Genomic DNA, 25,262 nt, shown 5'->3' on the forward strand with positions numbered 1-25,262 from the left:
CCTCCTCGGTGCCTTCGGAATTCCGGGGCAAGCACGTCACCGTCGCGGGACTGGGCGTCTCCGGCGTCCCGGCGGCCAAGGTCCTCACCGGCCTCGGCGCGCGCGTCACCGTCGTCAACGACGGCGACGACGAGCGCGCGCGGGCACAGGCCGAGGAGCTGCGGGCGCTCGGCGTCACCGTGCGCCTCGGCGACGGGGCGACCCTGCCCGAGGGCACCGAGCTGATCGTCACGGCGCCCGGATGGCCGCCGGACAAGCCGCTGTTCGCCGCCGCCGAGGCCGCCGGCGTCCCCGTCTGGGGCGACGTCGAGCTGGCCTGGCGGCTGCGCGGACCGGACGCGGCCCCCTGGCTGGCCGTCACCGGCACCAACGGCAAGACCACCACCGTGCAGATGCTGGCCGCCATCCTGACCGCGGCCGGCCTGCGCACGGCGGCCGTCGGCAACATCGGCGTCTCCGTGCTGGACGCGGTCACCGGCGAGGAGGAGTACGACGTCCTCGCCGTGGAGCTGTCCAGCTACCAGCTCCACTGGGCGCCCTCGCCGCGCGCCCACTCGGCGGCGGTGCTCAACCTCGCCCCCGACCACCTCGACTGGCACGGCTCGATGGCGGCGTACGCGGCCGACAAGGGCCGGGTCTACGAGGGCAACCGGGTCGCCTGCGTGTACAACGCCGCCGACCCGGCCACCGAGGAGCTGGTCCGCGCCGCCGACGTCGAGGAGGGGTGCCGGGCGATCGGCTTCACCCTCGGGACCCCCGGCCCCTCCCAACTCGGCGTGGTGGAGGGCATCCTGGTCGACCGCGCCTTCGTGGCCGACCGGCACCGCAGCGCCCAGGAGCTGGCCGAGGTCTCCGACGTGGTCCCGGCCGCCCCGCACAACGTCGCCAACGCCCTGGCCGCCGCGGCCCTCGCCCGCGCCTTCGGCGTCCCCGCCGCGGCCGTGCGCGACGGGCTGCGCGCCTTCCGGCCCGACGCCCACCGCATCGCGCACGTCGCGGACGTGGACCAGGTGGCCTACGTCGACGACTCCAAGGCCACCAACACCCACGCCGCGTCGGCCTCCTTGGCGTCCTACGAGTCGATCGTGTGGATCGCCGGCGGGCTCGCCAAGGGCGCCACCTTCGACGAACTGGTCGCCGCGGCGGCGGGGCGGCTGCGCGGCGCCGTCCTGATCGGCGCCGACCGCGCCCTGATCCGCGAAGCCCTGGCGCGACACGCCCCGCAGGTACCCGTGGTCGACCTCGACCGGACCGACACTGGGGCGATGCTCCAGGCGGTCCAGGAGGCGCGGCGGCTCGCCCGGCCGGGCGACACGGTGCTGCTGGCCCCGGCCTGTGCCTCCATGGACATGTTCACCAACTACAACCGGCGCGGCGAGGCCTTCGCACAGGCCGTGCGCGAACTCGGCGCCTGACCCGGCCGCCTGCGCCGGGCGACCTCGGGAGGGACGCGTGGGACGGTCCAGGCCGACGTACAGCGGAGGCACGGATGCCCGTTAGCCGTACCGGGCGTCCGCCCGTCCAGCGGGCCGTCAGACGGCCGTCGGCGGCCCGCCCGCCCCGCCCGGCGCGCGAGAACGCGCTGCGCCGCCTGCACACCCGGCTGCGCCGCGCCTGGGACCGCCCGCTCACCGCGTACTACCTGATCCTCGGCAGCAGCCTGCTCATCACCGTGCTCGGTCTGGTGATGGTCTACTCGGCCTCGCAGATCACCGCGCTCCAGCTCTCGCTGCCCGGCTCGTACTTCTTCCGCAAGCAGTTCCTGGCCGCGCTGATCGGCGCCGGGCTGCTGGCGGCCGCCATGCGGATGCCGGTGAAGCTGCACCGTGCGCTGGCCTACCCGTTCCTCGCGGTCGCCGTCTGCCTGATGGCCCTCGTGCAGGTGCCGGGGATCGGTGTGGCCGTCAACGGCAACCAGAACTGGATCTCGCTGGGCGGCTCGTTCCTCGTCCAGCCCAGCGAGTTCGGCAAGCTCGCCCTCATCCTGTGGGGCGCCGACCTGCTCGCCCGCAAGGAGGACCGCAACCTGCTGGCCCAGTGGAAGCACATGCTGGTGCCGCTGGTGCCGGCCACCTTCCTGCTGCTCGGGCTGATCATGATCGGCAGCGACATGGGCACCGCGGTCATCCTGGCCGTGATCCTCTTCGGCCTGCTCTGGCTGGCCGGGGCGCCCACGCGGCTCTTCGCCGGGGTGCTGGCGGTCGCCGCGCTGGTCAGCGGGTACCTGATCAAGACCAGCTCCAACCGCATGGACCGGATGAGCTGCATCGGCGCCACCGACCCCGGCCCGCAGGACATCTGCTGGCAGGCGGTGCACGGCCTCTACGCCCTCGCCTCCGGCGGCCTGTTCGGCTCCGGACTCGGTGCCAGCGTGGAGAAATGGGGACAACTCCCCGAAGCCCACACGGACTTCATCTTCGCCATCACCGGGGAGGAACTGGGTCTGATGGGGACGCTGTCGGTGCTCGCCCTGTTCGCGGCTCTAGGCTATGCGGGTATTCGCGTGGCCGGACGCACGGAGGACCCCTTCGTGAGGTATGCCGCGGGAGGCGTGACCACCTGGATCATGGCGCAGACCGTGATCAACCTCGGCGCGGTCCTCGGACTGCTGCCGATCGCCGGCGTCCCCCTCCCGCTGTTCTCCTACGGGGGCTCCGCCCTGCTGCCGACCATGTTCGCCATCGGGCTGCTGATCGCCTTCGCGCGGGAAGAGCCCGGTGCGCGGGCGGCGCTTGCGTTGCGGCAACCCCGCTTTGGTAGAAAGCGGGGGACCGGGGGCACCGGGTCCAAACGGAACCCCCGGAGTTGGAACACGATGCGACGGCGTGCCTCGGCGGCGCGTTCGTCCGGAGAGCGGTGAATTTCGGTGCATGTCGTACTCGCCGGCGGAGGAACCGCGGGCCACATCGAGCCCGCGCTCGCCCTCGCGGACGCCCTGCGCAGGCAGGACCCGACCGTGGGCATCACGGCCCTGGGCACGGAACGCGGCCTGGAGACCCGGCTCGTGCCCGAGCGCGGCTACGAGCTGGCCCTGATCCCGGCCGTACCGCTGCCCCGCAAGCCCACGCCCGAGCTGATCACCGTCCCGGGCCGGCTGCGCGGCACCATCAAGGCCACCGAGCAGATCCTGGAGCGCACCAAGGCGGACGCCGTGGTCGGCTTCGGCGGCTACGTCGCGCTGCCCGGGTACCTCGCGGCCAAGCGGCTCGGCGTGCCGATCATCGTGCACGAGGCCAACGCCCGCCCCGGCCTCGCCAACAAGATCGGTTCGCGCTACGCCAGCCAGGTCGCCGTCTCCACCCCGGACAGCAAGCTGCGCGACGCCCGGTACATCGGCATCCCGCTGCGCCGCGCCATCGCCACCCTCGACCGCGCCGCGGTGCGCCCCGAGGCCCGCGCCGCCTTCGGGCTCGACCCCAACCTGCCGACGCTGCTGGTCTCCGGCGGCTCGCAGGGTGCCCGGCGGCTCAACGAGGTGGTCCAGCAGGTCGCCCCGTGGCTCCAGCAGGCGGGCATCCAGATCCTGCACGCGGTCGGCCCCAAGAACGAACTGCCGCAGGTCCAGCAGATGCCGGGGATGCCCCCGTACCTCCCGGTAAGTTACCTGGACCGGATGGACCTCGCGTACGCCGCGGCCGACATGATGCTCTGCCGCGCGGGCGCGATGACCGTGGCCGAACTCTCCGCCGTCGGGCTCCCGGCCGCCTACGTCCCGCTGCCCATCGGCAACGGCGAACAGCGGCTCAACGCCCAGCCGGTGGTCAAGGCCGGCGGCGGACTGCTGGTCGACGACGCGGAACTGACGCCCGAGTGGCTGCAGCAGAACGTCCTGCCCGTGCTCGCCGACCCTCACCGGCTGTACGAGATGTCCCGCGCCGCCGCCGAGTTCGGCCGCCGGGACGCCGACGACCTCCTCGTCGGCATGGTGTACGAGGCGATCGCCGCCCGTGCGCATCGCTAGGGACGGATGACGGAAGGCAGGGAGCGTGGCCGGAACGACCACCGCCGAACGCGGTGAACGCCGACGGGAGTCGTCCGGCCCGCCCCCCGCGGGGCGTTTCCGGCGGCCCCGGCTCCGTACGATCATCATCTCGGTGGCCGGCCTCGTGCTCGCCACCGGCGCGGCCGTCTGGCTGCTCTACGGTTCACACTGGCTGCGGGTGGAACGCGTGTCGGTCTCCGGCACCCGTGTGCTGACCCCCGCAGAGGTCCGCGAGGCGGCCGACGTGCCCCTCGGCGACCCGCTGGTCTCCGTCGACACCGGCGCCCTCGCCGCACGCCTCGGCCGCGAACTGCCCCGCATCGACACGGTCGACGTGGAGCGCTCCTGGCCGGACGGCATCGTGCTGAGGGTGACGGAGCGTACTCCCGTCCTGGTGGTGCGCAAGGGCGCCGAGTTCGTCGAGGTGGACGACGACGGCGTCCGCTACGCCACAGTGCCCCGGGCCCCGAAGGGCGTGCCGGTGCTGCGGCTCGAACCCGCCCGGTCCGGCCCGGCCGCCGCCAGCGTGCGCCGCTTCGGCGAGGACCGGCTGGTGCGCGAGGCGGTGCGGGTCGCCCGCCGCGTCCCGAAGCCCGTCGCCCGGGTGACCCGCGAGATCACCGTCCGTTCCTTCGACGACATCGCGCTGGAGCTGACCGACGACCGGACGGTGACGTGGGGAAGTGGTGAACTCGGTGAAGACAAGGCCCGGGTGCTCACCGCTCTCATGAAAGCGGCCCCGGACGCACGTCACTTCGACGTGAGTGTGCCCACCGCCCCGGCGTCATCGGCGAGTTGACGGGCATATGTGCAGGCCAGCACCCTGGCTGGGCAGCGCTACGGCTGATCACATAGGGTGAAAAGAAAAAAGGGAGGTTCGGCGTGTTCGTTGAACGCGCGCCGCTTGTCGACTTAGTGTCCTGTTCGGAAGACTCCAAGGAGCGGACACACTGGTAACCCTAAACTTGAGCTTTAGGGTTCGGGTCGGGGCTACGGACCGTCCCATCGGCATCAGTCGTCGGGTCGCGGAGCGGCAGTGCTCCGGCCGATCCGGCGACACGTAACTCGAGGCGAGAGGCCTTCGACGTGGCAGCACCGCAGAACTACCTCGCAGTCATCAAAGTCATCGGTGTCGGCGGCGGTGGTGTCAATGCCATCAACCGGATGATCGAGGTCGGTCTCAAGGGCGTCGAGTTCATCGCCATCAACACGGACGCGCAAGCTCTGTTGATGAGCGACGCCGACGTCAAGCTGGACGTCGGCCGCGAACTCACCCGCGGACTCGGCGCCGGAGCGAACCCGGCCGTCGGACGCAAGGCGGCCGAGGACCACCGCGAGGAGATCGAGGAGGTCCTCAAGGGGGCCGACATGGTCTTCGTGACAGCCGGTGAAGGCGGCGGCACCGGCACCGGCGGGGCGCCCGTCGTGGCCAACATCGCCCGTTCGCTGGGCGCCCTCACCATCGGCGTGGTCACCCGCCCGTTCACCTTCGAGGGACGGCGCCGCGCCAACCAGGCCGAGGACGGCATCGCCGAACTCCGCGAAGAGGTCGACACCCTCATCGTCATCCCCAACGACCGGCTTCTGTCCATCTCGGACCGTCAGGTCAGCGTGCTCGACGCCTTCAAGTCCGCGGACCAGGTGCTGCTCTCCGGTGTGCAGGGCATCACCGACCTCATCACCACCCCCGGCCTGATCAACCTGGACTTCGCCGACGTCAAGTCGGTCATGTCCGAGGCCGGTTCGGCCCTCATGGGCATCGGCTCGGCCCGCGGCGACGACCGCGCGGTGGCCGCGGCCGAGATGGCGATCTCCTCGCCGCTGCTGGAGGCGTCCATCGACGGCGCCCGGGGCGTGCTCCTCTCCATCTCCGGCGGCTCCGACCTCGGCCTGTTCGAGATCAACGAGGCCGCCCAGCTCGTCAGCGAGGCCGCCCACCCCGAGGCCAACATCATCTTCGGCGCGGTCATCGACGACGCCCTCGGCGACGAGGTGCGGGTCACCGTGATCGCCGCCGGCTTCGACGGGGGCCAGCCCCCCGCCAAGCGGGACAACGTCCTCGGCTCCTCCTCCGCCAAGCGCGAGGAGCAGCCCGCCCCGGTCCGGCAGCCCGAGAGCCGCCCCACCTTCGGCTCGCTCGGCAGCGTCAAGCCCAAGGAGGACCCGGAGCCGGTCGTGCCGGAGCCGGTCGACGACCTCCCGCCGCTGACCGCCCCGCCCGTGCCGCCCTCCCGTACCTACTCGGACAGCGCGGCCGAGGAACTGGACGTGCCGGACTTCCTGAAGTGATAGGACAGCGTGACACCGTGAACGGCGCGCACTTCGGCTTCACCGACCGGTGGGGCGGAGTGAGCGCCGTTCCGCACGAGGAGCTGAATCTCGGCGGCGCGGTCGGCGACGACCCCGCCGCCGTCCTGGCCAACCGGCGGCTCGCCGCCGGGGCGCTGGGCCTGGACGCCGGCCGGGTGGTCTGGATGGACCAGGTGCACGGCGCCGACGTGGCCGTGGTCGACGGCCCCTGGGGGGACCGGCCGGTCCCCCCGGCCGACGCGGTCGTCACCGCCCGGCGCGGACTCCCGCTCGCCGTCCTCACCGCCGACTGCGTGCCCGTCCTGCTCGCCGACCCGGTCGCGGGCGTCGCCGGCGCGGCGCACGCGGGCCGGCCCGGCATGGCCGCCGGGGTGGTCCCCGCCACCGTACGGGCCATGACCGGCCTCGGCGCCGACCCCGCCCGGATCGTCGCCCGCACCGGACCCGCCGTCTGCGGACGGTGCTACGAGGTGCCGGCGGCGATGCGCGACGAGGTCGCCGGGACGGAGCCGGCCGCGTACGCCGAGACCAGTTGGGGGACACCGGCCGTCGACGTGTGCGCCGGAGTGCACGCGCAACTGGAGCGCCTCGGCGTGCGCGACCGTACGCGCTCCCCGGTGTGCACCCGGGAGTCGCACGACCACTTCTCGTACCGCCGCGACCGGGTCACCGGACGGCTCGCGGGCTATGTCTGGCTGGACTGATGGGGCATGACGGACCGTAAGCACGAAATCGCCACGAATCTGACGGCAGTCGAGGGGCGCATCGCCGCGGCGTGCGCCGCCGCCGGCCGACGCCGCGACGAGGTGACCCTCATCGTGGTCACCAAGACCTACCCTGCCGAGGACGTGCGCGTCCTGTCCGGGCTCGGCGTGCGCCACGTCGCCGAGAACCGCGACCAGGACGCGGCGCCCAAGGCGGCGGCCTGCGCGGACCTTCCGCTCTCCTGGCACTTCGTCGGGCAGTTGCAGACGAACAAGGTGCGTTCCGTGGTCGGTTACGCCGACGTCGTGCAGTCTGTCGACCGGGGGCGGCTGGTGACCGCCCTCTCGCGCGAGGCGGTGCGGGCCGGCCGCGAGGTGGGCTGCCTGCTCCAGGTCGCCCTCGACGCGGGGGCGAGCGGACGCGGCGAGCGCGGCGGCGTGGCGCCCTCGGGCGTCGCGGAGTTGGCCGACCTGGTCGCCGGGGCCGAGGGGCTGCGGCTGGACGGCCTGATGACGGTCGCGCCGCTCACCGGGGAGTATGCCGGACGTCAACGCGCGGCCTTCGATCACCTCATGGATTTGTCGACCGACCTGCGCCGGACCCATCCGGCTGCGAACATGGTCTCCGCAGGGATGAGTGCGGACCTCGAGGACGCCGTGGCGGCCGGAGCGACACATGTGCGCGTCGGTACGGCGGTACTCGGAGTCCGCCCCGGGCTCGGGTAACGTCGCCAAGAAGTCGGACCACAGTAGAAAATATGGTCATTACCGTCGAAAGGCGGAGGCAACGACCTCGTGGATCGCGGGCACTTGGCAGTCGTCAGCCGATCCACCACAGAGCGGAGGACTCAGAGCATGGCCGGCGCGATGCGCAAGATGGCGGTCTACCTCGGCCTCGTGGAGGACGATGGGTACGACGGCCGGGGATTCGACCCCGACGACGACTTCGAACCGGAACTCGACCCCGAGCCCGAGCGGGACCACCGGCGGCACGAGCCGCCTCACCAGTCGCACGGATCACACCAGCCCCAGCGGGACGAAGAGGTGCGCGTCGTGCAACCTCCGGCCCAGCGCGAGCCGGTGCCCCGATCCGCTTCGCTCGGGGCGGAATCCAGCCGTCCGGCGCGCATCGCGCCCGTGGCGTCCATCACACAAGAACGCGCAAGCCTGGAAAAGAGCGCACCCGTCATCATGCCCAAGGTCGTGTCGGAACGAGAGCCCTACCGGATCACCACCCTTCACCCGCGGACCTACAACGAGGCCCGTACCATCGGGGAACACTTCCGTGAGGGCACGCCGGTGATCATGAATCTGACTGAGATGGATGACACAGACGCGAAGCGACTTGTCGACTTTGCGGCGGGTTTGGTGTTTGGTCTTCACGGCAGTATCGAGCGGGTGACGCAGAAGGTGTTCCTGTTGTCGCCTGCTAACGTCGATGTCACGGCGGAGGACAAGGCCCGTATCGCAGAGGGCGGGTTCTTCAACCAGAGCTGAGACGCAGCACCGGTGAGCGCGGGCCCGAGGACGGGTCCGGGGGATGGTTCAGGGGAGAGGGAAGCCCAGGTCATGAGCGTGGTCTTGGATGTCGTCTACATCGCGCTGATGTGCTTCCTCATCGTGCTCATCTTCCGGTTGGTCATGGACTACGTCTTCCAGTTCGCCCGCTCGTGGCATCCCGGCAAGGCGATGGTGGTCGTTCTGGAGGCCACCTACACTGTCACCGATCCACCGTTGAAGCTTCTGCGGCGGTTCATTCCGCCGTTGCGTCTCGGGGGCGTGGCGCTCGACCTGTCCTTCTTCGTGCTGATGATCATCGTTTACATCCTGATCTCGATCGTGAGCCGGCTGTGAACGATGAGAGAGATGCGGGCTTGCCGAATGCCGACGACTACGTTGAGGTGAAGAGATGCCGTTGACCCCTGAGGACGTGCGGAACAAGCAGTTCACGACCGTCCGCCTCCGAGAAGGCTATGACGAGGACGAGGTCGATGCCTTCCTCGACGAGGTCGAAGCCGAACTGACCCGGCTGCTCCGCGAGAACGAGGACCTGCGGGCCAAGCTGGCCGCGGCCACGCGCGCGGCCGCGCAGAACCAGCAGAACATGCGCAAGCCCCCCGAGCCGCCCCAGGATCAGCAGCATCAGCAGCACCCACCCCAGCAGGGGATGCCTCCGCAGCAGCAGGGCATGCGAGGCCCCGGCGCTCCGGTGCCCGCCGGCATATCGGGCCCGCCGCAGCAGCAGATGGGCGGCCCCATGGGAGGCCCGCCCCAGCTGCCGAGCGGTGCGCCGCAGCTGCCCGCCGGTCCCGGTGGGCAGGGCGGTCCGCAGGGCCCCGGTCCGATGGGCCAGGGTCCGGGTCCGATGGGTCAGGGTCCCGGTCCCATGGGTCAGGGTCCCGGTCCGATGGGCCAGGGTCCGATGCAGGGTCAGATGGGCCCCGGTCCGATGGGCATGGGCGGCCCGCAGGGTCCCGGCGGCCCGGGTGGCCCCGGCATGCCCGGTCAGGGCCCCGGCGGCGACAGCGCCGCCCGTGTCCTCTCGCTGGCCCAGCAGACCGCCGACCAGGCGATCGCCGAGGCCCGCTCCGAGGCCAACAAGATCGTGGGCGAGGCGCGTTCGCGGGCCGAGGGCCTGGAGCGGGACGCCCGTGCCAAGGCCGACGCCCTGGAGCGGGACGCGCAGGAGAAGCACCGCGTCGCGATGGGCTCCCTGGAGTCCGCCCGCGCCACGCTGGAGCGCAAGGTCGAGGACCTGCGCGGCTTCGAGCGCGAGTACCGCACGCGGCTGAAGTCCTACCTGGAGTCGCAGCTCCGCCAGCTGGAGACCCAGGCCGACGACTCGCTGGCCCCGCCGCGGACCCCGGCGGCGGCGTCCCTGCCGCCGTCCCCGGCGCCCTCGATGGCACCGGCCGGCGCGAGTGCCCCGTCCTACGGCGGCAACCCGTCGATGGGTGGCGGCCCGAACCCGGGCGGTCCGTCCTACGGCGGCCAGCAGCAGATGTCGCCGGCGATGACCCAGCCGATGGCGCCGGTGCGTCCGCAGGGCCCCTCGCCGATGGGCCAGGCGCCGTCTCCGATGCGCGGTTTCCTGATCGACGAGGACGACAACTGACGGTTCTCGTGACCGGTAGTACGGCCTAGCGGCCGGCGGCGTTCAGAGCGGGCCCCGGGTGACCACCCGGGGCCCGCTCGCGTGCCCGGGGCCGTGTCCTTCCGGGGGCCGCGGGCAGGCGGGAGCCGTGACGCGCGAGGGCCCGGCCTCCCCCCACCGAAGGGGGGAGGCCGGGCCCTCGTCGTGTCCCGGGTGCGGGGCCCGGCAGGCGGATCAGGCCTTGCGCAGGCGGAAGACGAGGCTCAGTCCCTCGTCGGTGAAGGCGTCGCCGAAGGTGTCGTCCGCCTCGCCCTGGGCGAAGTCCGTGGCGAGGACCTCGTCGGCGATCAGGCCGGCGTGCTCGCTCAGCGCGGCGACGGTCGCCGGGTCGGTGGCCGTCCAGCGCAGCGCGATCCGGTCGGCCACGTCCAGGCCGCTGTTCTTGCGCGCCTCCTGGATCAGGCGGATGGCGTCCCGGGCGAGGCCCGCCTGCCGCAGCTTCTCGGTGATCTCCAGGTCCAGGGCGACCGTGGCGCCCGAGTCGGAGGCGACCGACCAGCCCTCGCGCGGCGTCTCGGTGACGATCACCTCGTCGGGGGAGAGGGTGACGGTCTCCCCGTCGACGTCGACCGAGGCCGTGCCCTCGCGCAGGGCGAGGGAGAGCGCGGCGGCGTCCGCGGCGGCGATGGCCTTCGCCACGTCCTGGACGCGCTTGCCGAACCGCTTGCCCAGCGCCCGGAAGTTGGCCTTCGCGGTCGTGTCGACCAGGGAGCCGCCGACCTCGCCGAGGGAGGCGAGCGACTCGACGTTCAGCTCCTCGGTGATCTGCGTGTGCAGTTCGGGGGAGAGGGTCTCGAAGCCCGACACGGCGACCAGGGCACGGCCGAGCGGCTGCCGGGTCTTGACGCCGGACTCGGCACGGGTGGCCCGGCCCAGTTCGACCAGGCGCCGCACCAACGCCATCTGCCGGGACAGTTCCGGGTCGACGGCGGTGAGGTCGGCCCGGGGCCAGGAGGACAGGTGGACCGACTCCGGGGCGCCCGGGGTGACCGGGACGACCAGGTCCTGCCAGACCCGCTCGGTGATGAACGGGGTGAGCGGCGCCATGAGCTGGGTGACGGTCTCGACGACCTCGTGCAGGGTGCGCAGGGCCGCCTTGTCGCCCTGCCAGAAGCGGCGGCGCGAGCGGCGGACGTACCAGTTGGACAGGTCGTCGACGAACGCGGAGAGCAGCTTGCCGGCGCGCTGGGTGTCGTAGTTCTCCAGCGCCTCGGTCACCTGGTCGGTGAGGCGGTGCAGTTCGGACAGGAGCCAGCGGTCCAGCACCGGTCGGTCGGCCGGGGCCGGGTCGGCCTCGCTCGGCGCCCAGCCGGTGGTGCGGGCGTACAGGGCCTGGAAGGCGACGGTGTTCCAGTAGGTGAGGAGCGTCTTGCGGACGACCTCCTGGATGGTGCCGTGGCCGACCCGGCGGGCCGCCCAGGGGGAGCCGCCGGCCGCCATGAACCAGCGGACGGCGTCGGCGCCGTGCTGGTCCATGAGCGGGATGGGCTGGAGGATGTTGCCGAGGTGCTTGGACATCTTGCGGCCGTCCTCGGCGAGGATGTGGCCGAGGCAGACCACGTTCTCGTAGGACGACCTGTCGAAGACCAGGGTGCCGACGGCCATCAGCGTGTAGAACCAGCCGCGGGTCTGGTCGATGGCCTCGCTGATGAACTGGGCCGGGTACCGGGACTCGAACAGTTCCTTGTTCTTGTACGGGTAGCCCCACTGCGCGAACGGCATCGAGCCCGAGTCGTACCAGGCGTCGATGACCTCCGGGACGCGGGTCGCCGTCGTCCCGCACCCGTCCTGCGGGCAGGGGAAGGTGACCTCGTCGATGTAGGGGCGGTGCGGGTCGAGCGCGGACTGGTCGGTGCCGGTCAGCCCGGTCAGCTCGGCGCGGGAGCCGACGACGGTGAGGTGGTCCTGCTCGCAGCGCCAGATCGGCAGCGGGGTGCCCCAGTAGCGGTTGCGGGACAGGGCCCAGTCGATGTTGTTGTCCAGCCAGTCGCCGTAGCGGCCGTGCTTGACGGAGTCCGGGAACCAGTTGGTCTTCTCGTTCTCCGCCAGCAGCCGGTCCTTGATCGCGGTGGTGCGGATGTACCAGGAGGGCTGGGCGTAGTACAGCAGCGCGGTGTGGCAGCGCCAGCAGTGCGGATAGCTGTGCTCGTAGGGGACGTGGCGGAAGAGCAGGCCGCGCTCGCGCAGGTCCTCGGTGAGCCGTTCGTCGGCCTTCTTGAAGAAGACGCCGCCGACCAGCGGGAGGTCCTCCTCGAAGGTGCCGTCGGGGCGGACCGGGTTGACGACGGGCAGGCCGTAGGCGCGGCAGACGGCGAGGTCGTCCTCACCGAAGGCGGGGGACTGGTGGACGAGGCCGGTGCCGTCGCCGGTGGTGACGTACTCGGCGTTCACCACGTAGTGGGCCGGCTCGGGGAAGTCGACCAGCTCGAAGGGGCGGCGGTAGGTCCAGCGCTCCATCTCGGCTCCGGTGAAGGTCTCACCGGTGGTCTCCCAGCCCTCGCCGAGGGCGCCGGCGACGAGCTGTTCGGCGACGACGAGCTTCTCGGTGCCGTCGGTGGCGACGACGTAGGTGACCTCGGGGTGGGCCGCGACGGCGGTGTTGGAGACCAGGGTCCACGGCGTGGTCGTCCACACCAGGAGCGCGGCCTCGCCGGCCAGCGGGCCGGAGGTGAGCGGGAAGCGGACGAAGACGGAGGGGTCGACGACCGTCTCGTAGCCCTGGGCCAGCTCGTGGTCGGACAGGCCGGTGCCGCAGCGCGGGCACCAGGGGGCGACCCGGTGGTCCTGGACCAGCAGGCCCTTGCCGAAGATCTCCTTCAGCGACCACCAGACGGACTCGATGTACTCGGGCTCCATGGTGACGTACGCGTCGTCCATGTCGACCCAGTAGCCCATCCGGGTCGTCAGCTCGGAGAAGGCGTCGGTGTGCCGGAGCACGGACTCGCGGCACTTGTCGTTGAAGGCGGCGATGCCGTACGCCTCGATGTCCTTCTTGCCGGAGAAGCCCAGCTCCTTCTCCACGGCCAGCTCGACCGGGAGGCCGTGGCAGTCCCAGCCGGCCTTGCGGGCCACGTGGTAGCCGCGCATGGTGCGGAAGCGGGGGAAGACGTCCTTGAAGACGCGCGCCTCGATGTGGTGGGCGCCCGGCATGCCGTTGGCGGTGGGCGGACCCTCGTAGAACACCCACTCGGGGCGGCCCTCGGACCGCTCCAGGCTCTTCGCGAAGATCTTCTGCTCGCGCCAGAAGTCGAGCACCGCGTGTTCGAGCGCGGGCAGGTCGACCTGGGCGGGTACCTGTCGGTACTGCGGCTGCGTGTTCAACGAGCTTCCTCCGGCGGACGTGCTGCCTTCCGTCGGAGGGACGAGAGCCGTAGAGGCTACGGACGCCGCTGCCTGCGGCGCGCTCCCGCGGTACCACCCTCCTTGGCCCCCGGTGCCTCGGGCGCACCGGTGAGCCCCCTCATTGGGGTCACGAGGCCGGTTCTACTCGCCGCGCCCGGGGGCTGCGGCTTTCTTCCGGCGGCTCCGGGGTGATCTTCACGACGGGCTCGCCCCCGGGCTCACACCGTCCCCGGGTCGCTCTGGGCCGCTCGCGTCGCTACTCGTCCCCATCCACGCTTTTCGCTCCGCCCAGTGTACGGCGCCGCGGGACCGGCGGCCGACCGGATTTCCGGGGCCCGGGACGGCCGGGTGCCGCGGACGGGTCCGGGGTGGGTTTTGGGGCGGGATGCCCCGAATGGCGCGGACGGGTGTCCGGGGCGCGCACGGGAGGGGTCCGGGACGGCTCGGCGGATTACCCGGCGGCGAGCTGGGCACAACGCATGCATGCCCGCCGCGAGCGGTGGACGAGGCGGGACGAATCGGGCGGCGTGCCCCGTTGCCGCGGGACCGGAGTCGATTTATCGTCCCAGCACGATGCGGGAGCAAGATCACCACACGTGAAGGGACCGCGGCCATGGTGGCGAAGAAGACCGCCGCGAAGCAGTCCGCGGTGCGGGAGACGGCGGCGGGGAAGGGCGCCGCCGGGGAGCCCGGCGCACCGGCGCCCGGAGCGGAGCGGGACCCGGCCGCCGCAGGCCCGGCCCAGGAACCGCCCGCCGCCGGGAAGCCGCCGGCGAGGAAGGCGGCGAAGAGCCCCCCGGCGAAGAAGACCGCGGCGAAGAAGGCTCCGGCGAAGAAGACCGCGGCGAAGAAGGCCGCGGACGCGGGGAAGAGTACGGCGAAGAAGAGCACGGCCAAGAAGAAGAGCACGGCCAAGAAGGCGGGCGCGGCGCGGGCCGCGGAGCAGACGGGAGCCACGACAGTGGTTGCGAAGAAGACCCCCGGCACGGCCACGACGGCCACGTCCGAGCTGCCCACGGCGCGCGGCGCCGCCGACCCCGGCGACCTCCCCGTACGTCCCGGCGAGGACCCCTGGACGCGGGAGGAGGCCGAGGAGGCGCGCATCGGCCTCCAGAGCGAGGCCGACCGGCTCCGTACCGAGATCTCCTCCTCCGAACGCTCGCTGCAGGGGCTGATGCGCGACTCCGGCGACGGGGCGGGCGACGACGAGGCCGACACCGGCACCAAGAACATCACCCGCGAGCACGAGCTGGCCCTCGCCGCCAACGCGCGCGAGATGCTCGTCCAGACCGAGCGCGCCCTCGACCGCCTCGACACGGGCACCTACGGCCTCTGCGAGAACTGCGGCCAACCCATCGGAAAGGCCAGGATGCAGGCGTTCCCCCGGGCCACGCTGTGCGTCGAGTGCAAGCAGAAACAGGAACGCCGTCCCTGACCGGGCGCCGGACCACGACTGAGCACGTGGGACGCGCGGGGCGTGCCGTACCCTCGTGCTCAGTCAGGTACCTAGGTTGAGGGACTCACGTGGCAGAGGCGGAGCGCATCATCGGTACGCCGGACACCCCGCAGGCGGCGGGGGACGGGCAGGAGCGGGCCGGCGCCGGGCAGGCCGAGGCCCCGGAGCGCCCCCGGGGCAAGCGACGGGTGGCGGTGCTCTTCGTGGTCGCCGCCATCGCCTACGCGCTCGACCTGGCGAGCAAGATGATCGTGGTGGCCAAGCTGGAGCACCACGAGCCCATCGAGATCGTCGGGGACTGGCTGCGGCTCGCGGCCATCCGCAACGCGGGCGCGGCCTTCGGCTTCGGCGAGGCGTTCACCGTGATCTTCACGGTGATCGCGGCGGCCGTGATCGTGGTGATCGCCCGGCTGGCCCGCAAGCTCTACAGCCTGCCGTGGGCGATCGCGCTCGGCATGCTGCTCGGCGGCGCCCTGGGCAACCTCACCGACCGGATCTTCCGTTCGCCGGGCGTCTTCGAGGGCGCGGTCGTCGACTTCATCGCACCCAAGCACTTCGCCGTCTTCAACCTCGCCGACTCGGCGATCGTCTGCGGCGGCATCCTGATCGTGCTGCTCTCCTTCCGCGGCCTCGACCCGGACGGCACCGTCCACCGGGACTGAGCGGGAGCGCGGGGCCCCGCCCGGGGCGGCACCGGCGCCCTCCCACGGCCGGGAACGGGCGCCGGCCGGAGCCCGCGGCACGGGCTGGCGTACGGCCCCGTCCCGGCCGTCCGGCATACTCGACGGCGTGAGCACGCTTCCCGAGATCCGTACCCTGCCCGTACCCGACGGCCTGGAGGGCGAGCGCGTCGACGCCGCCATCTCCCGCATGTTCGGCTTCTCCCGCACCAAGGCCGCCGAACTGGCCGCGACGGGCAAGGTGCAGGTCGACGGATCGGTGGTCGGCAAGTCCGAGCGGGTCCGCGGCGGCGCCTGGCTGGAGGTCGAGATGCCGGCGGCGCCCGCGCCCGTGCGGATCGTCGCCGAACCGGTCGAGGGCATGGAGATCGTCCACGACGACGAGGACGTGGTCGTCGTCGTCAAGCCGGTCGGCGTCGCCGCCCACCCCTCGCCCGGCTGGACCGGCCCCACCGTCATCGGCGGGCTCGCCGCGGCCGGCTTCCGGGTCTCCACCTCCGGCGCCGCCGAGCGCCAGGGCATCGTGCACCGCCTCGACGTGGGCACCTCGGGACTGATGGCGGTCGCCAAGTCGGAACGGGCGTACACCTCCCTCAAGCGCCAGTTCAAGGAGCGGACGGTCGACAAGGGCTACCACACGCTCGTGCAGGGCCACCCCGACCCGACCAGCGGCACCATCGACGCCCCCATCGGCCGGCACCCGCAGCACGACTACAAGTGGGCGGTCACCGCCGACGGCAAGCCCTCCGTGACCCACTACGACCTCATCGAGGCGTTCCGCGCCGCCTCCCTGCTCGACGTCGCGCTGGAGACCGGCCGCACCCACCAGATCCGGGTCCACATGGCCGCCCACCGCCACCCCTGCGTCGGCGACCTCACCTACGGCGCCGACCCCACCCTCGCCAAGCGCCTGCGGCTGACCCGGCAGTGGCTGCACGCGGTGCGGCTCGGCTTCGACCACCCCGGCACCGGCGAACGGGTCGAGTTCACCAGCGACTACCCCGACGACCTCGGCCGGGCCCTCGACCAGGTCCGCGAGGAGACCTACGGCTGAGCGGCGCCCCGCCCGCCCCCGGGGCCCCGCCGCCCGGCGCGGCCCCGGGCACCGGAGCGCCGACCGGCTGATCACGACGGCCGGTGGCAGGCTGGGAGCGCCGTGCCCGCCCCGACGCCACCGGAGCGCTGACCGTGGATCAGTTGGCCCTGCTGTTCGTGCTCCTGCTCGGGTCCCTGCTGAGCGTCCCCCTCGGCGACCGGCTCCGGCTGCCCGCCCCGGTGCTGATGACCGTCCTCGGGATCGCCCTGGCGCTGCTCGACTTCGTGCCGGACGTGGACATCCCGCCCGAGCTGATCCTGCCCACGCTGCTGCCGCCGCTGCTCTACGCGGCCGTGCGGCGCACCTCCTGGCGCCAGTTCGCGGCCAACCGGCGGCCCATCTTCCTGCTCGCGGTGGCCCTGGTCTTCGTCACCATGGCCTGCGTGGCGACCGTGGCCCACGCGATCGTGCCCGGACTGCCGGTCGCCGCCGCCTTCGCGCTCGGCGCGCTGGTCGCCCCGCCCGACCCGGTCGCCGCGACCGCCGTGGCCGGAAAGCTCGGGCTGCCGCGTCGCCTGGTCTCCATCCTGGAGGGCGAGGGCCTCTTCAACGACGTGACGGCCATCGTCCTTTACCACGTGGCCATCGCCGCCGCCGTCGGCGGCTCCTTCTCCCCGTGGCGGGCCGGTCTCGACCTGGTGCTCTCCGCCGTCGTCGCCGTCGCCGTGGGCCTCGCGCTCGGCTGGGGCGCGTACAAGCTGATCGACCTGCTGGAGGACGCCACCCTCCAGATCGGGCTGACGCTGCTGGTGCCGTACGCCTCCTACGTCGTCGCCGAGGAACTGCACGGCTCCGGGGTGCTCGCGGTGCTGACCACCGCCATGTTCCTCGCCGAGTACGCGGTCGGCGCCGACGACGTGATGACCCGGCTCACCGGGCATACCGTCTGGGGCGTCGTCGACACCCTCGTCACCGGCGTCGCGTTCGGGCTGATCGGGCTGGAACTGTCCCACGCCATCCGCACCGCCTCCGGGCGCTGGGGCGAACTGCTCGGCTGGGCGGCGGCGGTGGTCGGCGTGGTCGTCCTGGTCCGGCTGGTCTGGCTGCTGCCCGCCACCTGGCTGACCCGGTGGCTGCACGCCAAGCACGACCAGGACGAGGACATCCCGATGACCTGGCGGGAGTCCGTCGTCATGTGGTGGGCCGGGATGCGGGGCGTCGCCTCGGTCGCCCTCGCGCTCGCCATCCCGCTGCGGACGGACGACGGCTCGCCCTTCCCGCACCGCGACGAGGTCGTCTTCATCGCCTTCGGGGTCATCATCGCGACCCTGCTGGTGCAGGGGACGACCCTGCCCTGGCTGGTGGGCCGGCTCGGGGTGCGCGCGGACACCGAGCGGGAGCAGGAGTACGAGAAGCAGCTCGCCGTGCGTGCCGCGCGGGCGGCGCGGCAGCGGCTGCGGGAGATCGAGGCGGTCGAGGACCTGCCGGAGGACCTGGCCGAGCAGATGCTGCGGCGGGCCTTCGACATCGGCTACCGGATCAGCCCGGACCTCGGGGACGAGGAGCGCCACGAGGCCCAGCGGCAGCGCACCCGGCGGCTGCGCCGCATCCGCCGCATCCAGGGCGAGATGCTGAGCGCCGCCCGCCACGAGGTGCTGGCCGCGCGCAGCGAACCGGGGGCCGATCCGGAGATCGTGGACCGGGTGCTGCGCCACCTGGACGTGCGCAGCCTGCGCTGACCGGCGCCGGGCGCGGCCGGCGGCGCCCGGCGCCGGTCAGCGGTGCTCGGCCGGGTGCTCCGCGCGGCGGCGGGTCTCCCCGGTCCGTCCCGGGCGGGCGTGCGGCACCGCCCCGTCGCGGCCGGGCACCGGCGGGGCCGTCGCGGTCGTGACGCGGGGCAGCGCGTACGGGTGCTCGTCGGCCAGCCACCGGATCATCCGCTCGCGCACCTCGACGCGGACCGTCCAGATGTCGTCCGCGTCCTTCGCGGTCACCAGCGCCCGCACCTGCATGGTGCTGGGGGTGGTGTCGGTGACGGTGAGGTTGTAGGTCCGGCCGTCCCAGGCGGGGCAGTCGCGCAGGATGTCCCGCAGCCGCTCGCGCATCGCGTCCAGCGGGGCCGAGTGGTCCAGGTACCAGTAGACCGTCCCGGACATCTGCGGCGTCCCCCGCGACCAGTTCTCGAACGGGTTCGCCGTGAAGTACGACACCGGCATGGTGATCCGGCGCTCGTCCCAGGTGCGCACCGTCAGGAAGGTCAGCGTGATCTCCTCGACCGTGCCCCACTCGCCGTTCACCACGACCGTGTCGCCCAGGCGCACCATGTCGCCGAAGGCGATCTGGAGGCCCGCGAAGAGGTTGCCCAGCGTGGACTGGGCCGCGATGCCGGCGACGATGCCGAGGACACCGGCCGAGGCCAGCAGCGAGGCGCCCGCGGCGCGCATCGCCGGGAAGGTCAGCAGCATCGAGGCCGCCGCGACCACGCCGACGACGGCCGTCACGACCCGCATGATCAGCGACACCTGGGTGCGCACCCGCCGGACCCGCGCCGGATCGGTCCGGGCGCGGGCGTGGGCGTAGCGCGAGTAGGAGGTCTCGACGACCGCCGCCGCGATGCGGACGACCAGCCAGGCGACCGAGCCGATCAGCACCAGGGTCAGCGCGCGGCCGATGCCGACCCGGTGCCCCTCCAGCAGCCGGGCCTCGTCGTAGGAGCCTCTGAGCAGCGCCGCGCACAGGACGAGCTGGTAGGGGACACTGGCCCGGCGCAGGAGGCCCCACAGGGGGGTCTCGTGATGCCGGGCGTCGGCCTTGCGCAGCAGCAGGTCGGTGGCCCAGCCGATGGCCAGGGTGAGCAGGACACAGCCGCCGACCACGATCAGCGGGCGGAGTACGTTCTCCATGACCACGAACGTAACCGGTGACGCCCGGAGCGAACCTGTGAGGTGTGTCCCGTCCGGGCCGCCGCCGTGTCCCGCGCCGTCCCGCCCGGCTGGCACGATGGACGCATGGACATCGTGCTCTTTCACTCGACCCACGGCCCGCGACCGGCGGTCCGGGAGGCCGCCGGCCGGCTGCGCGCGGCCGGACACCGGGTCTGGACGCCGGACCTCTTCGAGGGGCGCACCTTCGAGTCGGTCGAGGAGGGCATGGCCCACCAGGAGGGCATCGGCCGCGAGGAACTGCTGCGGCGGGCCGTGCTGGCGGCGGCCCCGTACGGGGACCGGGGCCTGGTGTACGCCGGGTTCTCGCTCGGCGCCTCCATCGCCCAGACCCTCGCCCTCGGCGACCACCAGGCGCGCGGCCTGCTGCTCCTGCACGGCACCTCGGACATCGCGCCCAACGCCTCGGTGGACGACCTGCCGGTGCAGTTGCACGTGGCCGAGCCGGACCCCTTCGAGACGGACGACTGGCTCAGCGCCTGGTACCTGCGGATGGGCCGGGCCGGCGCCGACGTGGAGGTGTACCGCTACGCGGGCGCCGGCCACCTCTACACCGACCCCGGCCTGCCGGACTACGACGAGGAGGCGGCCGAGGCCACCTGGCGGGTGGCGCTCGGCTTCCTCGACTCGCTGGCGGAGCCCGGCGACGGGACGGACGCGACGGACGAGCCTGAGCAGACGCGTGTGACCCGCGGGCCGGAAGGGGCGTAGGGCCGGTCAGACGGGGGAGTGCACCCGCTCCACCCTCTGCGTGCCGCTGCGCGTGCGGTAGGAGCGCACCCAGGACGACGTCGCCGCCGGGTCGGTCCGGTCGGAGAGCGCGTAGTAGTCCATCTGGGCCCGCTCGGCGGTGAGGTCCAGCACGCCGTAGCCGTGCCGGTCGGTGTCGACCCAGTGGACGTGCCGGTTCGCGGCCCGGATCGCCGGCGCCGCGACGGCCGACACGGTGCCCTCGCGGACCCGGAGGATGTCGTCGAGGTTGTCCGAGGTCACCGACGTGACGACGAACTCGGTGGCGGCCGAGCCGGAGAGCGGGTAGGTGCCCGCCTCGTACGGCACGTCGTTGGCCCAGGCCATGTGGATGTCGCCGGTCAGGAAGACGGTGTTGCGGACGCCGTGGGCACGCAGGTGGCCGAGCAGTTCGCGCCGGTCGGCGGTGTAGCCGTCCCACTGGTCCGGGTTGACGGCGAGGCCCTCGCGGGGCAGGCCCAGCAGCTCGGCCAGCGGGCGCAGCAGGGTCGCCGACAGCGAGCCGATGGCGAACGGCGAGATCATCACCGAGTTGCCGACCAGCCGCCAGCCGGTGTCGGAGGAGGCCAGCCCCGCCTTGAGCCAGTCCAGTTGGGCCCGGCCGGTCAGCGTGCGGTCCGGGTCGTCCACCTCCCCGGCGCCGAAGGCGGCCTGCCGGGAGCGGAAGGAACGCAGGTCCAGCAGCGAGAGGTCGGCGAGGCGGCCGAAGCGCAGCCGGCGGTAGGTGGTGCCGGCGAGGGCCGGGCGGACCGGCATCCACTCGAAGTAGGCCCGCTTGGCGGCGGCCTGCCGGTCCGGCCAGGCGCCCTCTGCGCCCTCCGTGTGGTTCTCCGCGCCGCCCGCCCAGGTGTCGTTGGCGAACTCGTGGTCGTCCCAGATCGCCACCACCGGCGCCGCGGCGTGCAGCGCCTGGAGGTCGGGGTCGGTCTTGTGGCGAGCGTGCCGGGCGCGGTAGTCGGCGAGGGTGAGGATCTCGTGGGCGGGGGTGTGGGGGCGGACGACGGTGCCGCGGGTGCCGTAGTCGCCGGTGCCGTACTCGTAGAGGTAGTCGCCCAGGTGGAGCCAGGCGTCCAGGTCGCCGCGGGCCGCGAGGTGGCGGTAGGCGGAGAAGTAGCCGGCCTCCCAGTTGGCGCAGGAGACCACGCCGAAGCGGAGCCCCGCGACGTTCGCGTCGGCGGCGGGCGCGGTGCGGGTGCGGCCGGCGGGGGAGTCGGTGCCGCCGGCGGAGAAGCGGTACCAGTAGTCGGTGGCGGGGGCCAGGCCGCGCACGTCGGCCTTGACGGTGTGGTCGCCGGAGGCGGTCGCGGTGACCGTCCCCCGGGCGACGATCCGGGTGAACGCCCGGTCCGCGGCGACGGTCCAGGCGACCTCGGTATCGGGTCCGGCGCCCGATCCGGGCAGCGCCTCCGGGACCGGGGTCACCCGGGTCCACAGCAGCACGCCGTCGGGCAGCGGGTCGCCGGAGGCCACGCCGTGCAGGAAGGCGGGGGCCCGGCCGGCGGCGCCGGCCGGGAGGGCGGCGGCGAGGGGGGCCGCCAGGACGGCGCCGGCCGCGGCGGCCTTGACGACGGTGCGGCGGCTCGGGATCCCGCGACCGGTGGGGTCGCTGGGACCGGTGGGGTTCGTGGGGTCGATGTGGTCTGATGATCTGCGTCGACTGGTCACGGGCCATCAGATTACTGACGGGTACGCCAACGGGCGGGCGAAAGGGGGAAGTTCGCCCGCCCGCCGGTGCGAAGTGGCCGGGGCGTCACCGCCCGGCCGGCTCAGCCCGGGGTCACTTGGTGACGCCGGCCTCCTTGAGCGCGGCCTGCCATCCCTCGACGCTGCCCGGGTTCTCGATCACCTTGTCGTTGATCTTGACGGTCGGGGTCGACTCGACGCCCTCGGCGTTGTCGAAGGACTTGCTCATCCGCATCGCCCAGGCGTCGTAGGTGCCCTTCTCCAGGTCCTCCTGGAACTTCTTGTTGTCCTTGAGGGCATCGACCGTGTCGGCCACCTCGATCAGGTAGGAGTCCTTGGCGAACTCGTCGGTCGACTCCGAGGGGTGGTACTTCTCGGAGAACAGGGCGGCCTTGTACTCCAGGAAGGCGTCGGGGCCCACGTTCAGGGCGGCGCCGAGCGCGCTGAGCGCGTTCTTGGACCCGTCACCGGTGAGGTTGTTGTCCAGGAAGGTGCCGATGGTGAAGGAGAGCTTGTAGTCGCCGTCCTTCATGCCCTTGTTGACGGTCTCGCCGAGGCCCTGCTCGAAGGAGGCGCAGGCCGGGCAGCGCGGGTCCTCGTAGAGGTGGACCACGTTGTCCGTGGTGGAGTCGCCGAGCAGGACGGTGGTGCCGTCCTTGCCCGAGGTGTTGGCGGGCGCCACGACCTTGGCCTCGGCCGCCGCCTCCCACGCCGAGGGCTTGTTGCCCTGCACGACCGCGTAGCCGATGCCGCCGGCTATCGCCAGCACGCCGACGATGGAGCAGGCCACGACGATCTGGCGCTTGACCTTGTCGCGCTTGGCCTGGCGCTCGCGCTCCAGGCGCAGCCGCTCACGCGCCGCCGTCTTCGCCGACTGACTGTTCCGCTTGCTCATGGTGGTGTTCTCTCCGGGGACGCGCACACGGGCGTGTGCGGGGTGGTCGAAAGGGGGTCTGCGGTGCTCGGAAGGTCACGCGAAGGCGACCGAGCACGGCGGACCCCGCCGTCCCAGGCAGTGGGTGCGGATCAGCTCGCGGGCGAGGGCCGGCAGCCCCGGCGCGGGGGCCGGGCGGCCGGGCGCCGGGGTCTGCCGCACGGCGACGGCGGCCACGGCGACCAGCAGCGGCCGGAAGGTGGTGGCGGCCACGGCGCGCAGCAACTGGGCGAGCGCCCGCTCGCCCCGGCGCAGCCAGGCCGCCGCGAGCAGCCCGACCCCGACGTGCGCGCCGAGCAGCAGCCAGGCGGTGGCGGGGTCGGCGTGGGCGAGCAGGGCCGCGAGCCGCTCGCTCTCGGCCCCGGTCACCCGGGTCAGCGGGGAGGCGCCGAGCGCCCCCAGACCGGTGCCGTCGCCGCACAGCACGTCGAGGCCGACGGAGCGCAGCGGGCCGGCGACGGGGCCGCCCACCGGTCCGTAGCACAGGTGCTGACCGGTGGTGAAGACCGTGTCGGCGGCCAGCTCCAGCGGGACCAGCAGGGCGGCGATCCGCCCGAAGCCGCGCTCGCGGCCGGCGAGCGCGTAGGCCGTGACGAACACGGCGGCGGTGACCGCCGCCACCGTGCGCACCGGCAGCGGGACCCCGGACAGCAGCACGTGCGACGCGGTGCCGAGCGTCACGACGAGTGCCGTGAACAGCGCCGCGCGCGCGAGTCTGAGGGGGGTCCCGGAAATGTCCATATCGAGGTCCGAGTGTGTCATGCGGGCCGGTAAGAGGCCCCTAAAGGCTTCCTGTGACTTCTGTGAGGCGGGCCACGGTCACAGTCCGGGGATGCGGCCGTTGCGGATGAGGCCGGCGAAGATCTGGTGGTCGGCCCGCGCGCGGGCCCCGTAGGAGTGGGCGAAGTCGACCAGGAGCGGGGCGAAGCCCTCCTCGTCGGCCGCGATCGCCGCGTCGATGGCCCGCTCGGTGGAGAAGGGCACTGGGGACTTTCCGGACCGGTCGTCGGCCGCCGCGTGCAGGGTGGCGGTGGCCCGGCCCAGGTCGGCGACCACCCCGGCGATCTCCTCCGGGTCGTCGATGTCGTCCCAGTCCAGGTCCACGGCGTACGGCGAGACCTCGGCGACGAACCGGCCCGCGCCGTCCAGCTCGGTCCAGCCCAGCCACGGGTCGGCGTGCGCCTGGAGGGCCCGCTGGGAGATCACCGTGCGGTGCCCCTCGTGCCGGAAGCGGTCGCGGATCGCCGGGTCGGTGACGTGCCGGGAGACCGCCGGGGTCCGGCCCTGCCTGACGCGGATCACGACGTCGTTCTCCAGGGCGTCGCTGGCGCCCTCCAGCAGGATGTCGTACGACGGCGGGCCGGCCGAGCCGATGCCGATGCCCCGGCGCCCCATGATGTCCTTGACCCGGTAGGAGTCCGGACGGGTCGGCGAGGACTCCGGCAGCGTCTCCAGGTACCCGTCGAAGGCGTCCAGCACCTTGTACCGCGTGGCCGCGTCCAGCTCGACCGAGCCGGCGCCGGGCGCGAAGCGGCGCTCGAAGTCGCGGATCTCGGTCATCGAGTCCAGCAGCCCGGACCGGGTCAGCGAGCGGGCGTCGCGCAGCACGTCCAGCAGCGGGCCCTCGGCGGTGTCCAGGGTGAGGGGCGGGACCTCGTCGCTTGCGGCGCCGGTGGCCAGCGCGTGGATCCGTGCCCGGTACGCGGCGGCGCAGCCCCGCACCAGCCCGGAGATCTGCTCGTCGGAGAGCGCCTTCGCGTACCCGATCAGCGCGACGGAGGCCGCGAGGCGCTTGAGGTCCCAGGTGAAGGGGCCGACGTACGCCTCGTCGAAGTCGTTGACGCCGAGGACGAGGCGGCCGGTGGCGTCCATGCGGGTGCCGAAGCTCCCCGCGTGCAGATCGCCGTGGATCCACACCCGGGAGGTCCGCTCGTCCAGGTAGGGGGCGTGGTGGGCGCTGCCGGTGCCGCGCGGGGCCTCCCGGTCCAGGTCGTGGTGGAAGAGGCACGCCGCGCCCCGGTGGAACGCGAAGGCCGAGGCCGCCATCCTCCGGAAGGTGACCCGGAACGCGGCGGGGTCGGCGGCGAGCTGCTCGCCGAAGGCGGTGTCGAAGACGGCGAGGATCTCCTCGCCGCGGTGCTCGTCGTCGAGCTGCGGGGCCGACATCGCCGGGTGCCTCCTGACGCGGGTGGTGCGTGACGGGTGGAGCGGAGCCTTCACGCGGACCAACGTGCGAGGGGGAACGGGAGTGCCCGTGATCCCCCGCGGGAAGGAGCGCGGGGCAGCCCC

At 72.9% G+C, this 25,262-nt stretch carries 21 protein-coding genes; 15 read left to right on the forward strand and 6 right to left on the reverse strand.

Annotation, left to right across the window (positions count from 1 at the left end; genetic code table 11):
• The first annotated feature begins 8 nt into the window (after positions 1-8).
• From murD to VM636_RS22600, 10 genes are all read left to right on the forward strand, one after another.
• Complete coding sequence (gene murD / locus VM636_RS22555) at positions 9-1,415, forward strand: UDP-N-acetylmuramoyl-L-alanine--D-glutamate ligase (RefSeq protein ID WP_078855648.1); 1,407 nt, start codon at positions 9-11, stop codon at positions 1,413-1,415.
• Between the two features lie 74 nt (positions 1,416-1,489).
• Complete coding sequence (ftsW, locus tag VM636_RS22560; RefSeq protein WP_338485475.1) at positions 1,490-2,860, forward strand: putative lipid II flippase FtsW; 1,371 nt, start codon at positions 1,490-1,492, stop codon at positions 2,858-2,860.
• Between the two features lie 6 nt (positions 2,861-2,866).
• Positions 2,867-3,961 (forward strand): undecaprenyldiphospho-muramoylpentapeptide beta-N-acetylglucosaminyltransferase, encoded by a 1,095-nt coding sequence (murG, locus tag VM636_RS22565; protein ID WP_030417857.1) that lies wholly within the window; start codon positions 2,867-2,869, stop codon positions 3,959-3,961.
• Positions 3,962-3,986: 25 nt separating this feature from the next.
• Positions 3,987-4,781: an FtsQ-type POTRA domain-containing protein gene (locus VM636_RS22570; RefSeq protein WP_053912602.1), complete on the forward strand. Its 795-nt coding sequence runs from the start codon at positions 3,987-3,989 to the stop codon at positions 4,779-4,781.
• Between the two features lie 287 nt (positions 4,782-5,068).
• Positions 5,069-6,271, forward strand: a complete 1,203-nt coding sequence (ftsZ, locus tag VM636_RS22575; RefSeq protein ID WP_030417859.1) for a cell division protein FtsZ — start codon at positions 5,069-5,071, stop codon at positions 6,269-6,271.
• A complete protein-coding gene (gene pgeF / locus VM636_RS22580; protein WP_053912603.1) occupies positions 6,268-6,996 on the forward strand; it encodes a peptidoglycan editing factor PgeF in 729 nt (242 codons plus the stop codon). Before ftsZ ends, pgeF begins: the two co-directional genes overlap by 4 nt.
• Before the next feature lie 6 nt (positions 6,997-7,002).
• A complete protein-coding gene (locus VM636_RS22585) occupies positions 7,003-7,722 on the forward strand; it encodes a YggS family pyridoxal phosphate-dependent enzyme (RefSeq protein ID WP_053912604.1) in 720 nt (239 codons plus the stop codon).
• A 129-nt stretch (positions 7,723-7,851) separates the two neighbouring features.
• A complete protein-coding gene (sepF, locus tag VM636_RS22590; protein WP_030417862.1) occupies positions 7,852-8,493 on the forward strand; it encodes a cell division protein SepF in 642 nt (213 codons plus the stop codon).
• A gap of 72 nt (positions 8,494-8,565) precedes the next feature.
• On the forward strand, positions 8,566-8,850 hold the full coding sequence (locus tag VM636_RS22595; protein ID WP_030417863.1) for a YggT family protein: 285 nt from the start codon (positions 8,566-8,568) through the stop codon (positions 8,848-8,850).
• 55 nt (positions 8,851-8,905) lie between these two features.
• The gene (locus VM636_RS22600) at positions 8,906-10,111 is read left to right on the forward strand and encodes a DivIVA domain-containing protein (protein WP_030417864.1); all 1,206 of its coding nucleotides are present in this window, start codon (positions 8,906-8,908) and stop codon (positions 10,109-10,111) included.
• Between the two features lie 213 nt (positions 10,112-10,324).
• Here the strand turns inward: VM636_RS22600 and ileS are convergent, their stop codons facing one another.
• Entirely contained in the window at positions 10,325-13,471 is a 3,147-nt protein-coding gene (gene ileS, locus VM636_RS22605; RefSeq protein WP_053912605.1) for an isoleucine--tRNA ligase, read from the reverse strand.
• Positions 13,472-14,105: 634 nt separating this feature from the next.
• Here ileS and VM636_RS22610 point away from each other — a divergent pair.
• The 4 genes from VM636_RS22610 to VM636_RS22625 all read left to right on the forward strand — a co-directional run bounded on the left by VM636_RS22610 (position 14,106) and on the right by VM636_RS22625 (position 18,403).
• Positions 14,106-14,927, forward strand: coding sequence for a TraR/DksA family transcriptional regulator (locus VM636_RS22610; protein WP_053912606.1), 822 nt, complete (start codon positions 14,106-14,108; stop codon positions 14,925-14,927).
• 89 nt (positions 14,928-15,016) lie between these two features.
• Entirely contained in the window at positions 15,017-15,610 is a 594-nt protein-coding gene (gene lspA / locus VM636_RS22615; RefSeq protein WP_030417867.1) for a signal peptidase II, read from the forward strand.
• A 127-nt stretch (positions 15,611-15,737) separates the two neighbouring features.
• Entirely contained in the window at positions 15,738-16,682 is a 945-nt protein-coding gene (locus VM636_RS22620) for an RluA family pseudouridine synthase (protein ID WP_053912607.1), read from the forward strand.
• A gap of 134 nt (positions 16,683-16,816) precedes the next feature.
• A complete protein-coding gene (locus VM636_RS22625; protein ID WP_030417869.1) occupies positions 16,817-18,403 on the forward strand; it encodes a Na+/H+ antiporter in 1,587 nt (528 codons plus the stop codon).
• A 36-nt stretch (positions 18,404-18,439) separates the two neighbouring features.
• Here VM636_RS22625 and VM636_RS22630 read toward each other — a convergent pair whose 3' ends face one another.
• Entirely contained in the window at positions 18,440-19,567 is a 1,128-nt protein-coding gene (locus VM636_RS22630; protein WP_030417870.1) for a mechanosensitive ion channel domain-containing protein, read from the reverse strand.
• 105 nt (positions 19,568-19,672) lie between these two features.
• Here VM636_RS22630 and VM636_RS22635 point away from each other — a divergent pair, with 105 nt between their 5' ends.
• Entirely contained in the window at positions 19,673-20,317 is a 645-nt protein-coding gene (locus tag VM636_RS22635) for a dienelactone hydrolase family protein (protein WP_338485484.1), read from the forward strand.
• 6 nt (positions 20,318-20,323) lie between these two features.
• Here the strand turns inward: VM636_RS22635 and VM636_RS22640 are convergent, their stop codons facing one another.
• The 4 genes from VM636_RS22640 to VM636_RS22655 form a co-directional block, all read right to left on the reverse strand.
• Positions 20,324-21,991, reverse strand: a complete 1,668-nt coding sequence (locus tag VM636_RS22640) for an alkaline phosphatase D family protein (protein WP_338486427.1) — start codon at positions 21,989-21,991, stop codon at positions 20,324-20,326.
• Positions 21,992-22,133: 142 nt separating this feature from the next.
• Entirely contained in the window at positions 22,134-22,934 is an 801-nt protein-coding gene (locus tag VM636_RS22645) for a DsbA family protein (protein WP_030417873.1), read from the reverse strand.
• A gap of 75 nt (positions 22,935-23,009) precedes the next feature.
• Complete coding sequence (locus VM636_RS22650) at positions 23,010-23,714, reverse strand: hypothetical protein (RefSeq protein ID WP_030417874.1); 705 nt, start codon at positions 23,712-23,714, stop codon at positions 23,010-23,012.
• A 78-nt stretch (positions 23,715-23,792) separates the two neighbouring features.
• Entirely contained in the window at positions 23,793-25,139 is a 1,347-nt protein-coding gene (locus VM636_RS22655) for a DUF2252 domain-containing protein (protein WP_338485486.1), read from the reverse strand.
• Positions 25,140-25,262 lie beyond the last annotated feature (123 nt).

The sequence above is a fragment of the Streptomyces sp. SCSIO 75703 genome (assembly GCF_036607905.1).
GTDB lineage: Bacteria > Actinomycetota > Actinomycetes > Streptomycetales > Streptomycetaceae > Streptomyces.